The 11,633-nt window shown below is 46.3% G+C and carries 9 protein-coding genes; 8 read left to right on the top strand and 1 reads right to left on the bottom strand.

The window, feature by feature from the left end; translation table 11 throughout:
* The first annotated feature begins 33 nt into the window (after positions 1-33).
* From murG to lpxC, 6 genes are all read left to right on the top strand, one after another.
* Entirely contained in the window at positions 34-1,116 is a 1,083-nt protein-coding gene (gene murG, locus IEY18_RS10515; protein WP_188920591.1) for an undecaprenyldiphospho-muramoylpentapeptide beta-N-acetylglucosaminyltransferase, read from the top strand.
* Between the two features lie 9 nt (positions 1,117-1,125).
* Positions 1,126-2,571, top strand: coding sequence for a UDP-N-acetylmuramate--L-alanine ligase (gene murC / locus IEY18_RS10520; protein ID WP_188920536.1), 1,446 nt, complete (start codon positions 1,126-1,128; stop codon positions 2,569-2,571).
* A 137-nt stretch (positions 2,572-2,708) separates the two neighbouring features.
* Positions 2,709-3,473 carry a cell division protein FtsQ/DivIB gene (locus IEY18_RS10525; RefSeq protein WP_188920538.1) on the top strand — a complete coding sequence of 255 codons (765 nt, stop codon included), beginning with the start codon at positions 2,709-2,711 and terminating at the stop codon, positions 3,471-3,473.
* Positions 3,474-3,476: 3 nt separating this feature from the next.
* Positions 3,477-4,712: a cell division protein FtsA gene (gene ftsA / locus IEY18_RS10530; RefSeq protein WP_188920540.1), complete on the top strand. Its 1,236-nt coding sequence runs from the start codon at positions 3,477-3,479 to the stop codon at positions 4,710-4,712.
* 32 nt (positions 4,713-4,744) lie between these two features.
* Entirely contained in the window at positions 4,745-5,935 is a 1,191-nt protein-coding gene (ftsZ, locus tag IEY18_RS10535; protein ID WP_188920543.1) for a cell division protein FtsZ, read from the top strand.
* 190 nt (positions 5,936-6,125) lie between these two features.
* Positions 6,126-7,046 (top strand): UDP-3-O-acyl-N-acetylglucosamine deacetylase, encoded by a 921-nt coding sequence (gene lpxC / locus IEY18_RS10540; RefSeq protein ID WP_188920545.1) that lies wholly within the window; start codon positions 6,126-6,128, stop codon positions 7,044-7,046.
* 8 nt (positions 7,047-7,054) lie between these two features.
* On the opposite strand, the gene IEY18_RS10545 is transcribed toward lpxC, so the two are convergent.
* Positions 7,055-7,507 carry a DUF721 domain-containing protein gene (locus IEY18_RS10545; protein WP_188920547.1) on the bottom strand — a complete coding sequence of 151 codons (453 nt, stop codon included), beginning with the start codon at positions 7,505-7,507 and terminating at the stop codon, positions 7,055-7,057.
* A gap of 27 nt (positions 7,508-7,534) precedes the next feature.
* Between IEY18_RS10545 and IEY18_RS10550 the strand changes: the two genes are divergently transcribed.
* Complete coding sequence (locus IEY18_RS10550; protein ID WP_188920550.1) at positions 7,535-8,434, top strand: M23 family metallopeptidase; 900 nt, start codon at positions 7,535-7,537, stop codon at positions 8,432-8,434.
* 58 nt (positions 8,435-8,492) lie between these two features.
* Positions 8,493-11,225, top strand: coding sequence for a preprotein translocase subunit SecA (gene secA / locus IEY18_RS10555; protein WP_188920552.1), 2,733 nt, complete (start codon positions 8,493-8,495; stop codon positions 11,223-11,225).
* Positions 11,226-11,633 lie beyond the last annotated feature (408 nt).

Genomic DNA, 11,633 nt, shown 5'->3' on the forward strand with positions numbered 1-11,633 from the left:
CCTTCTCAAGAGAGACTCAACGAACAACAAGAAATGGCGTCTAGTAAACGAATATTGGTGATGGCCGGAGGAACCGGCGGTCATGTTTTCCCTGCACTAGCAGTGGCGAAATATTTATCACAGCAAGGATGGCAAGTGCGCTGGCTGGGTACCGCTGAGCGCATGGAAGCTCGATTGGTTCCTCAGCACGGTTTTGATATCGATTTTATTGATATTAAAGGTGTAAGGGGAAATGGCATGTTAAGAAAGTTGGCTGCACCATTCAAAATTTTGCGATCCATTTTGCAGGCCAAAGCTGTTATCAAGTCATTCCAGCCTGACGTTGTGTTAGGTATGGGGGGGTTTGCTAGTGGCCCAGGTGGAATAGCTGCGCGCCTCGCTGGTATTCCATTGGTGTTGCATGAACAAAATGCAGTGCCAGGAATGACAAATCGGTTATTGGCGAAAGTTGCGAGTCGGGTCTTGTGTGCATTTGACAATACGTTTGGTGATGAGTCTCAAGCGCAAGTTGTTGGGAATCCAGTACGGCACGAGCTTGTGGCTTTGGGTGAAGAACCGGCACAAAGCAATGATGCCGCATTAAAAGTACTTGTTGTTGGTGGGAGTCTCGGTGCCAAAGTGTTTAACGACGTGCTGCCTCAAGTGCTTGGCGCCTGCAGTCAATCAAAAGCAATCACAGTCTGGCACCAGGTTGGCAAAGGCAATCTTGAATCTGTAAAAGCGAGTTATCAAGCACTGGGTCAAGAAGACAAAGTGAAGGTGAGTGAATTCATTGATGATATGGAAGCTGCATACAAATGGGCTGACGTGCTCGTTTGTCGTGCCGGCGCACTGACTGTATCAGAGCTCGCAGCAGTGGCAAAGCCTAGCATTTTGGTGCCTTATCCTCATGCCGTTGATGACCACCAAACTAGAAATGCCAATGTGTTAGTTGAGGCTGGGGCTGCTTTCTTATTACCCCAAGCAACAATGACAGCGGACGTACTGGCTGAGCAGTTAATAGCGCTTGCGACAGATAGACAAGAGTTAGCCCTAATGGGGCAAAAGGCGAGAAGTGTTGCTGTATTGAACGCGACCCAAAGTGTCGCGACAACATGTCAGCAACTCGCAAACTAAAGGGTAGAGATGAGTAGTATTGCAAGTAAGTTTCCAGCACTGAGGGCGATGATCCCTGAAATGAGACGTGTGAAGCGGATTCACTTTGTCGGAATTGGTGGTGCTGGAATGGGGGGGATCGCGGAAGTTTTAGTCAATGAAGGCTACCAAGTTAGTGGCTCTGATATTGCCACGAATGCCGTAACAGAGCGTTTGTCTAGCCTTGGCGCCCACATTCAAATCGGTCATACCGCTGATGTGGTACAAGATGTGGACGTGGTGGTTGTGTCGACTGCAATTGATGCAGAAAACCCAGAGATTGTCGCGGCACAAGAGCTAAGAGTGCCGGTGGTTCGTCGAGCAGAAATGCTCGCAGAATTAATGCGCTATCGTCATGGAGTCGCTGTTGCTGGTACCCATGGTAAAACCACAACGACGAGCCTTATTGCGAGTGTATACGGCGAGGCCGAGCGGGATCCAACGTTCGTGATTGGTGGGTTGTTAAATAGTGCGGGCACGAATGCAAGATTAGGGTCTAGCCGTTATTTAATCGCGGAAGCTGATGAAAGTGATGCTAGTTTTTTGCATCTTCAGCCGATGGTCAGTGTGGTGACAAATATAGAAGCTGATCATATGGATACGTATGGCGGCGATTTTGAAAAACTAAAAGATACCTTTGTCGAGTTTTGGCATAACTTGCCATTTTATGGTGTTGCAGTGGTTTGTATTGATGATGAAACCGTACGTGAGCTAATGCCGCGCGTTGGTCGCCAAACGGTGACCTATGGTTTCAGTGATGATGCGGACGTACAAGCGTTCGACTTTGTTCAACAAGGCCACAAAAGTGCGTTTATGGTGCGCCGCAAAAACCGCCAAGATTTACAGGTGACATTGAACTTGCCTGGTCAACACAATGTTCTCAACGCGCTGGCTGCGATTGCGGTGGCCACAGAAGATGATATTGAAGACGCTGCGATGGTAAAAGCATTGGCGGAGTTTGAGGGGATCGGCAGGCGTTTTCAGCACTTGGGAGAATTTTCAACCGCTCAAGGTGAGGTCATGTTGGTTGATGACTATGGCCACCACCCAAGTGAAGTTGCTGCAACCATTAAGGCTGCAAGGGCAGGTTGGCCAGATAAAAGGTTAGTGATGATCTATCAGCCTCACCGTTATAGTCGAACTCGCGATCTTTATGAAGATTTCGTAGAGGTTTTGTCACAGGTTGATTGTCTATTGCTACTAGAGGTGTATGCCGCAGGTGAAGCGCCAATTCCTGGTGCTGATAGCCGTGCGCTATGTCGCTCAATTCGCCAGCGTGGACAAGTCGAGCCGATATATGTAGCAGGGACTGAACAACTAGTAACCATGCTGCCAGATGTTATGCAACACGATGATCTCGTGATGACGCAGGGAGCCGGTAGTGTTGGGGCGCTAGCAAAGCAGTTGGCAGCAGCAAAACTTAAGTTTGCTCAATAGAAAGTATGAAGCAGTACAGTTAATTAGATTAACTGTTCTAAAAGTGGACAGACTTATCTATGCCGGGGAGAGTTGGGTCTATATAATGGCCGGTTTTCCCAAGCATCAGTTGTAGTCTTAGTGAGGCGAAATTAGCGGTGTCTTGGAAGCAAAAGGGAAAGGAATGGCGACAAAGTCTGAAACAGGTCAATTGGTACCTGTGCTTTGGCCTGCTTTTTTTGATTGCAGTAATTGGTAGTTTTTCAGCTATCGCATGGAAGTTACATCTTGTGCTGAATGATGCCGATGCAATGCCCATTGAAACCGTTGCCGTCAAAGGCGACCGACAATACACCAGTGATGTTGCAATCCAGTCCGCTTTGCAAGACTTGATGATGACCAGCTTTTTTAGTGCTGATGTTGCGCAGGTTCAAGACGCACTGGAGAATTTGCCTTGGGTGTATCAAGCGTCAGTTCGCCGGGTGTGGCCAGCGAAATTGAAGGTATTTATTCAAGAGCAAAAAGCCGCAGCACACTGGAATGGTGATGCTTGGTTAAACGAGCATGGTGAAGTGTTTGATGCGCCAGAGCAGTCAAGCCTAGCGCATTTACCGCAATTAGCCGGGCCCGAGAATATGGCGAACCGAATATTAGAGAGCTATCGACAAATTGACGCGTTATTGAAGATCCATGGCTATGGGCTGCGCGATCTGCATCTAAGCCCGCGGCATGCTTGGCGGGCAACGTTAGAGAATGGCATTCATTTAGAGCTAGGGCGAGAAGACAAAATGGCGCGCGTTCAGAGATTTATTGACGTGTATCCAACACTGGACAAACAACCCAAAATGGTTGCCAAAGTAGATTTAAGATACGACACAGGCTTAGCCGTAGGCTGGGATGATACAAAGGAAGAGAGCCAATAATTCATGACCAAGAATCAAGATAGAAACCTAATCGTCGGTTTAGACATAGGTACTGCCAAAGTCGCAGTGATTATTGGCGAAGTATTGCCTGATGGCGAAATTAGCATTATTGGCCTCGGTAATCACTTGTCTCGCGGTATGGATAAAGGTGGTGTCAACGACCTGGATTCAATTGTGCGCAGTGTGCAAAGAGCACTCGATCAGGCTGAGCTGATGGCTGACTGTCAAGTTGCTTCTGTGTATTTGAGCATTTCAGGGAAGCACATTGCCTGCCAAAACGAAAATGGCATGGTGTCGATCAACGATGAAGAAGTTACGCAAGAAGACGTCGACAATGTGATTCATACTGCACGCTCAGTCAAGATCCCGACCGAACGACGGATCTTACATGTGTTACCGCAGGAATATGCAATTGATGTGCAAGACGGGATTAAAAGCCCTATTGGCATGTCAGGTATGCGAATGGAAGCCAAAGTTCATATTGTGACTTGTGCGAATGACATGGCCAAAAACATTACCAAAAGTGTTGAGCGTTGTGGGCTGAAAGTCGATGACCTCGTGTTTTCTGGCATCGCTTCTGCTGATGCCGTTCTAACCCAAGATGAAAAAGACCTAGGGGTTTGTGTCGTCGATATTGGCGGTGGAACTACGGATATCACGGTATACACCAATGGCGCATTAAGACATTGCTCTGTGGTGCCTGTTGCCGGGAATCAGGTCACGAGTGATATTGCAAAGATATTCCGCACGCCATTGACACACGCCGAGCAGATCAAGGTTCAGTTTGCGAGCGCGCGCAGCTCAATGGTAAGTCGTGAAGATAGTATTGAAGTGCCGTCCGTTGGTGGTCGTCCATCACGGAGTATGTCGCGACACACTTTAGCTGAGGTTGTCGAGCCAAGGTATCAAGAATTATTTGAGTTAATTTTGACTAAGCTGCGTGATAGCGGCTTAGAAGATCAGATTGCAGCCGGTATTGTTTTAACCGGTGGGACGTCTTCCATTGAAGGGGTCGTGGATATTGCCGAGGCGACATTTGGCATGCCAGTTAGGGTAGCCGTACCGTTACCCGTAAAAGGTTTAAATGAATATGTGGAACAACCCGTTTATGCCACAGGTGTGGGGTTGTTACATTATGGCGCTAACCGGGTTCTAGAACGTCAGTTTGAAGGTCCGGCGCGTCCAGGGGTCACCAGTCTTTGGAATCGGGTTCAAAGTTGGTTTAAAGGCGAGTTTTAAATAATAACGCAGGCAAAAACGGAGATATAACCATGTTTGAGATCATGGATACTCATTCAGACGAGGCGGTGATTAAAGTCATCGGCGTCGGTGGTGGCGGCGGAAATGCCGTTGAACATATGGTGAAACACAACATCGAAGGTGTTGAATTCGTCGCAACAAATACAGATGCGCAAGCATTAAAAAAATCATCTGCAAGCTCAACCATTCAATTGGGTCGTGATGTCACGAAGGGACTTGGTGCTGGTGCAAACCCTGAGATTGGTCGTTTAGCCGCAGAGGAAGACAAAGAAAATATTCGCTCGGCTATCAAAGGCGCGGACATGATTTTTGTTGCAGCAGGCATGGGTGGCGGAACAGGAACCGGTGCTGCACCTGTTGTAGCTGAGGTTGCGCGTGAAGAAGGTATCTTGACGGTGGCAGTTGTCACTAAACCTTTTCCATTTGAAGGCAAAAAGCGTATGGGATATGCAGATCAAGGGATTGAAATGCTTGCAAAGCATGTTGATTCATTGATTACTATCCCAAATGAGAAACTGTTGAAAGTTTTAGGTCGTGGCACTTCATTATTAGATGCTTTTGCTGCAGCAAATAATGTATTGCTTGGTGCAGTTCAAGGGATAGCAGAGCTTATTACACGTCCTGGTTTGATTAACGTCGATTTCGCTGATGTGAAAACAGTTATGTCCGAAATGGGCAATGCCATGATGGGAACCGGGGTCGCAAGTGGTGAAGACCGAGCAGAAGAAGCTGCCGAGTCAGCTGTTGCTAGTCCGTTACTTGAAGACATTGATCTTGCGGGTGCTCGCGGCGTATTGGTGAACATTACTGCCGGTATGGACATGAGTATCGAAGAGTTCGAAACCGTCGGTAACCATGTAAAAGCCTATGCATCAGACAATGCAACTGTGGTTGTTGGTGCCGTCATTGACCCAGAAATGAGCGACGAGTTGCGCGTTACTGTGGTTGCGACAGGAATTGGTGCTGAGAAAAAGCCTGATATTCAGCTTGTGAGTAACACAAAAGCTGCTCCCAAAGTTGAGCCAGTGATTGAGCCTAAAGTTGAAGCGGGTATGCCTGATATTTCATCGGCTACTACTCAAGCAACTGCTGCTGCAATGAATACAGAAGCCGCTCCGGCTGCTCAACCTTCGGCTCCTGCACCGAAAACAGAGCTAGATTACTTGGATATTCCAGCATTTTTACGTAAACAAGCTGATTAGCGTTTGCGTTGAAGAGAGCAATACGTGAGCTTGGGATGGTTGCGAAATGCAAGCTGCATGGGTGTTAAAAGGTATTATTTTTGATGCTTTTAGCATTTTGTGCTAGCATATCCGACCAGCTGCGAATAGCTGGCTGAGTAACAATGCCCAAATTATGGGTGATAGTGTAAAGATATTAACGGGTAAGTGAATGATTTTTCAAAGAACTGTTCAAGAAATGGTAAAGACTACTGGTGTCGGATTGCATTCTGGCAACAAGGTAACGCTGATCATTAAACCCGCACCAGTTAATACAGGGATTGTGCTAGTGCGCACGGACTTAAATCCAGCCGTTGCTATACCAGCAACTGCAGAACTAGTTCGTGAAACGACGATGTGTACAGCCTTGGTTAATGATGATGGTGTTCGTATCTCCACTATCGAGCATTTGTTTGCTGCGTTAGCTGGTCTTGGTATCGACAATGCTGAGATTGAGGTCGATGCACCTGAAATCCCAATTATGGATGGCAGTGCTAGCCCGTGGGTTTTCTTATTGCAATCGGTTGGAATCAAACAGCAATCTGCGGCCAAAAAGTTCATACGTATTAAGCAACCTATCCGTGTTGAAGATGGTGATAAGTGGGCAGAACTGAACCCTTATAGAGGGTTTAAAGTTGATTTTGCGATTGACTTTGATCACCCAGAAATTGCACGCAGCCAACAACACATGGTGATGGATTTCTCTTCTTCTGGTTTTATCCGAGATATTAGTCGCGCAAGAACTTTTGGTTTTATGCGAGATATTGAGTATTTGCGAGCCAATAACCTAGCACTAGGTGGCAGCATGGAAAATGCAGTTGTACTTGACGAATATAAAGTTCTTAACCCCGACGGCCTGCGTTATGAGGATGAATTTGTTAAGCACAAGATTTTGGATGCTTTTGGTGACCTTTATGTTGCCGGACACGCTATTATTGGTGAGTTCAAAGCATTTAAAACTGGCCATGCCCTGAATAACCAATTGGTTCGCGCATTACTTGCGGCACAAGAGTCATGGGAAATCGTTAGCTTCGAGGAAGAAGCTGAAGTTCCTGTCAGCTTTATGATGCCAGCCAACACAGCGTTGGCTTAGTAAAAGCGTTAAGATTGCCTATTGCGGCTGGCCAATGAAGCCAGCCGTTTTAGTTTTTGTCCTAGGTCACCATCGACATGTTCCGCCAGCGCTTCAATATGTGATGCCGCTTCTGGTGTGATGGTGTTACTTGCTATAGGACGTTTAGCTTCATACATTGCAAGCTGCGGGTTGACTTTAACCTCGATAGCAGTGAGCATTGGGAGCGTTTCGGCTCTTAGTTGCTGGAGTAACATCGCTTTTTGAAAATTAACTCTCGCTGCCCATGCTGCGGAAGTTGTTTCAATTACAAGCGTACTTTGGCGAAGATTAGCGACTTTTAGTTGCTCCGATACAGGACCTTGCATCGTTTGTTTCACATACTGATCTAAATGGCGCAGCAGTTCTGCTTTTTCTGCAATTTGGGGAATTGGCCCTGCTTGCCTAATTAGTTGACTGAGATCTTGTGGGGGCTTTTTCATATTACAACTAGACGGCTGAATTAGGCTATGAGTGTAACAGTATTTCTACAAGGCCGAAATGGCGTAACGCGTTGGCAGCCCGGTAAGCAGTGGCTGCTGTTACCTATGCTAATGATTGCTGCAGGTGTGGGCATATATCAATTTCATACAGAGCAGTTTAAGAGCCAACAAGCAAGCGTTGAGCTTGAACGTGATATTCGTGAACAGCATAAAAAGCAAGTTATCGACTTAAAGCAAGCCACAGAAACCCAACTCGCAACCCTCGTCGCTCATGTCGCAAGGATGCAAGCGAAAGTCACTCGTCTAGAAGCGCTGGGTGAGCAAGTTGCAAAAAACTCAAAATTAGAAGACCAATTTGATTTTCAAACGGAAGTTGGCTTAGGTGGCATGAGCGAACTGGGTGCAAATATCGAGCTTGATCAATTGATTGCAGATATGGATCAACTTGTATCACGTATTGATAATAACAATGTTGAGCTTTCTCTCCTTGAAACGGTCACGACGAATCTCCATATAGAGAATGAGCGTTATATTTCTGGGCGACCTATAGGTAAAGGTTGGCTGTCTTCTCCTTATGGACTGCGCAATGATCCATTTACTGGTAAACGTGCGATGCATAAAGGGATTGATTTTGCCGGAACTGAAGGCGCAGATGTTATCGCCACTGCGGGAGGTGTCGTCACTTGGGCTGGAAATATGTTTGGATATGGCGAACTCGTAGAGATAGATCATGGGAATGGATTAAAAACACGATATGGCCACAATAAGTCATTGTCAGTGAAAGTTGGCGATGTCATCGCCAAAGGTCAGCCTATTGCGAAAATGGGCAGTACAGGGCGCTCTACTGGGCCCCATGTACATTATGAAGTGTTGCGTGGTGGACAGCAGATCGATCCGCGAAAATATGTCTATCGCAAAGCGAGTTAAATAATAAATCAAGATTGGTCTGATCCTAGAGCAGTCAATAAAATAATAAGTGGTCAAGATGTTTGGTAAATTGCTGACAAAAGTATTTGGTAGTCGTAACGATCGTACCTTGAAAGGACTTGGTAAGGTTGTCAAAAAGATTAACGCACTCGAGGCGGGTTACGAAGAGTTAACAGATGAAGAGCTCAAGGCGAAGACCGCAGAGTTTCGAGAGCGTCTAGAGGGCGGTGAGACTTTAAGTGCCTTAACTCCCGAAGCGTTTGCCGTTGTCCGTGAAGCATCAAAGCGTGTATTTGAAATGCGCCACTTTGATGTCCAATTGCTCGGCGGTATGGTGCTTGATAGCAACCGGATTGCTGAAATGCGTACGGGTGAAGGTAAAACGTTGACTGCAACCCTCCCGGCATACCTCAATGGGATCACGGGTAAAGGGGTTCATATCATCACCGTGAATGATTACCTTGCTCGTCGTGATGCAGAGCTAAACCGACCTTTATTTGAATTTCTTGGCTTGACCGTCGGCGTCAACGTTGCGGGTTTAGGGCAAGAAGAGAAAAAAGCAGCCTACAACAGCGATATTACCTACGGAACCAACAATGAGTTTGGTTTTGATTACCTTCGAGATAATATGGCGTTTTCGCCGCAAGAGCGTGTCCAACGCCCACTGCACTACGCCTTAATCGATGAAGTCGACTCAATCTTGATTGATGAGGCACGTACGCCGTTGATTATTTCGGGTGCTGCTGAAGATAGCTCTGAGCTATATATCAAAATTGACAAACTGATCCCGAACCTAGTCAGCCAAGAGAAAGAAGATACCGAAGAAGAAATCGGTGATGGTGACTACAGCATCGATGAGAAAGCCAAACAAGTGCATATGACCGAACGAGGTCAAGAAAAAGTAGAGCAGTTGTTAATGGCAAGCGGCATGTTGGAAGAGGGGGATTCGCTCTATTCTGCCAGCAACATTTCATTGCTTCATCATATCAACGCGGCATTACGCGCGCGAACGTTATTTGAGCGAGATGTTGATTATATAGTTCAAGATGGCGAAGTGGTTATCGTTGACGAACATACTGGACGTACGATGCCTGGTCGCCGTTGGTCTGAGGGCTTGCATCAAGCGGTTGAAGCCAAAGAAGGCGTGAAAATTCAAAACGAAAACCAAACGTTAGCGTCGATTACTTTCCAGAATTATTTCCGCATTTATGAGAAGCTTGCGGGAATGACGGGTACTGCGGATACTGAGGCTTTTGAATTTCAACATATCTATGGCCTAGATACTGTCGTGGTGCCAACGAACCGTCCTATGGTTCGTGATGATATGCCTGATCTGGTTTATCTGACTGCACAAGAGAAGTATGACGCAATTCTGGAAGACATCATTGGCTGTCGTGAACGCGGTCAGCCAGTGCTTGTGGGTACGGTTTCGATCGAGCAATCCGAACTTCTATCTCATCTAATGAAACAAGCGAAGATACCGCATCAGGTATTGAACGCGAAGTTCCATGAAAAAGAAGCGGATATTGTAGCGCAAGCAGGTCGAGCTAGTGCAGTAACCGTTGCAACCAATATGGCAGGTCGTGGTACCGATATTGTGCTCGGCGGTAACTGGGCTATGGAGATCTCTAAACTTGATAATCCAACTGAAGCACAAAAAGCAAAGATTAAAGAAGATTGGCAAGTACGCCATGACGAAGTCGTTGCAGCAGGTGGTTTACATATTCTAGGTACTGAGCGCCACGAGTCTCGCCGTATTGATAACCAGCTTCGTGGTCGTTCGGGTCGTCAAGGTGATGCGGGTTCTTCGCGCTTCTATCTCTCTATGGAAGATAGTTTGATGCGAATTTTTGCTTCAGACCGTGTATCGGGCATGATGAAAAAGCTTGGTATGGAGCAAGGTGAAGCGATCGAGCACCCTTGGGTTTCTCGCGCAATCGAAAATGCTCAACGTAAAGTAGAAGCTAGAAACTTCGACATTCGTAAACAGCTACTTGAGTTCGATGATGTTGCCAATGATCAACGCCAAGTTGTTTATTCTCAGCGTAATGAGTTGATGGATGCTGAAAGCATTAAAGAAACCATCAGCAATATTCAAGAAGATGTTGTCGATAATGTTATTAGCCAATATATACCACCTCAGTCGCTGGAAGAAATGTGGGATACGGAAGGCTTAGAAAATCGTTTAGCTCAAGAATATAATCTTAAGTTGCCTATTATTGAATGGCTTGAAAAAGAAGATGACTTGCATGAAGAGACCCTTCGTGAGCGCATTATTGAAACCTGGGTTAATGCATATCAAGCCAAAGAGGATATGGTCGGTGAGTCTGTGCTTCGTCAGTTTGAAAAAGCAGTGATGTTGCAGACATTGGATGGACTTTGGAAAGAGCATTTAGCCGCGATGGATCATTTGCGTCAAGGGATTCACCTTCGAGGTTATGCGCAAAAAAATCCCAAGCAAGAATATAAGCGTGAGTCATTTGAGTTGTTCCAACAAATGTTAGAAACGCTGAAGACGGATGTCATCAGTATCCTTTCAAAAGTACAAGTTCAAGCGCAGTCTGATGTTGAAGAAATGGAAGCGCGTCGACGCGAAGAGGAAGCGAAGATCCAGCGTGATTATCAACATGCTTCAGCTGAAGCTTTAATTGGCGGTGACGACGAAGACGCACACAATGTAGATGTGCCGCAACAGCCAATTGTACGCGAAGGGCAAAAAGTCGGACGTAATGATCCCTGTCCATGTGGATCGGGTAAAAAGTACAAACAGTGCCACGGCAAAATTAGTTAATACAATATACCCTATAAAAAAGGCAGCATTTGCTGCCTTTTTTGATCTTGCGGTCGGTGAAACCCTGTAGCACGAGCATTTTGTGGAATCGATTTTTCATTCTTAGAGCAAACGGCTAGACGTTTACAGTGGTGCGTCAGCCAATGCCAGGCCGCAGCTTGAAGGCATAGCGTTGTCATTTTTGACTGGATTGTGGATAACTCTGTGGGTTTAATGTTCGAAAGAAGGGGGTAAATCTAAAGATCGAAAAAAGATCGTTTTTCTACAGAAAAGCCCTTGCACGGTTTCAAAATCTCCCTATAATGCGCATCCACTGACACGGCAGAGCAACTTCGCAAGAAGGTGATAAAGCCAGTCAGGGCGCAGAATTAGCCTCGGTTAATTCATCGGTGCAGAAGGTTTTGAAAG

It is taken from the genome of Shewanella gelidii, from assembly GCF_014647855.1.
GTDB lineage: Bacteria > Pseudomonadota > Gammaproteobacteria > Enterobacterales > Shewanellaceae > Shewanella > Shewanella gelidii.

Bases quoted from the DNA above. Each gene is read 5' to 3' on its own strand.
- murG (WP_188920591.1), top strand. From the start codon at position 34: ATGGCGTCTAGTAAACGAATATTGGTGATGGCCGGAGGAACCGGCGGT.
- murC (WP_188920536.1), top strand. From the start codon at position 1,126: ATGAGTAGTATTGCAAGTAAGTTTCCAGCACTGAGGGCGATGATCCCT.
- ftsA (WP_188920540.1), top strand. From the start codon at position 3,477: ATGACCAAGAATCAAGATAGAAACCTAATCGTCGGTTTAGACATAGGT.
- ftsZ (WP_188920543.1), top strand. From the start codon at position 4,745: ATGTTTGAGATCATGGATACTCATTCAGACGAGGCGGTGATTAAAGTC.
- lpxC (WP_188920545.1), top strand. From the start codon at position 6,126: ATGATTTTTCAAAGAACTGTTCAAGAAATGGTAAAGACTACTGGTGTC.
- IEY18_RS10545 (WP_188920547.1), bottom strand. From the start codon at position 7,507: ATGAAAAAGCCCCCACAAGATCTCAGTCAACTAATTAGGCAAGCAGGG.
- IEY18_RS10550 (WP_188920550.1), top strand. From the start codon at position 7,535: ATGAGTGTAACAGTATTTCTACAAGGCCGAAATGGCGTAACGCGTTGG.
- secA (WP_188920552.1), top strand. From the start codon at position 8,493: ATGTTTGGTAAATTGCTGACAAAAGTATTTGGTAGTCGTAACGATCGT.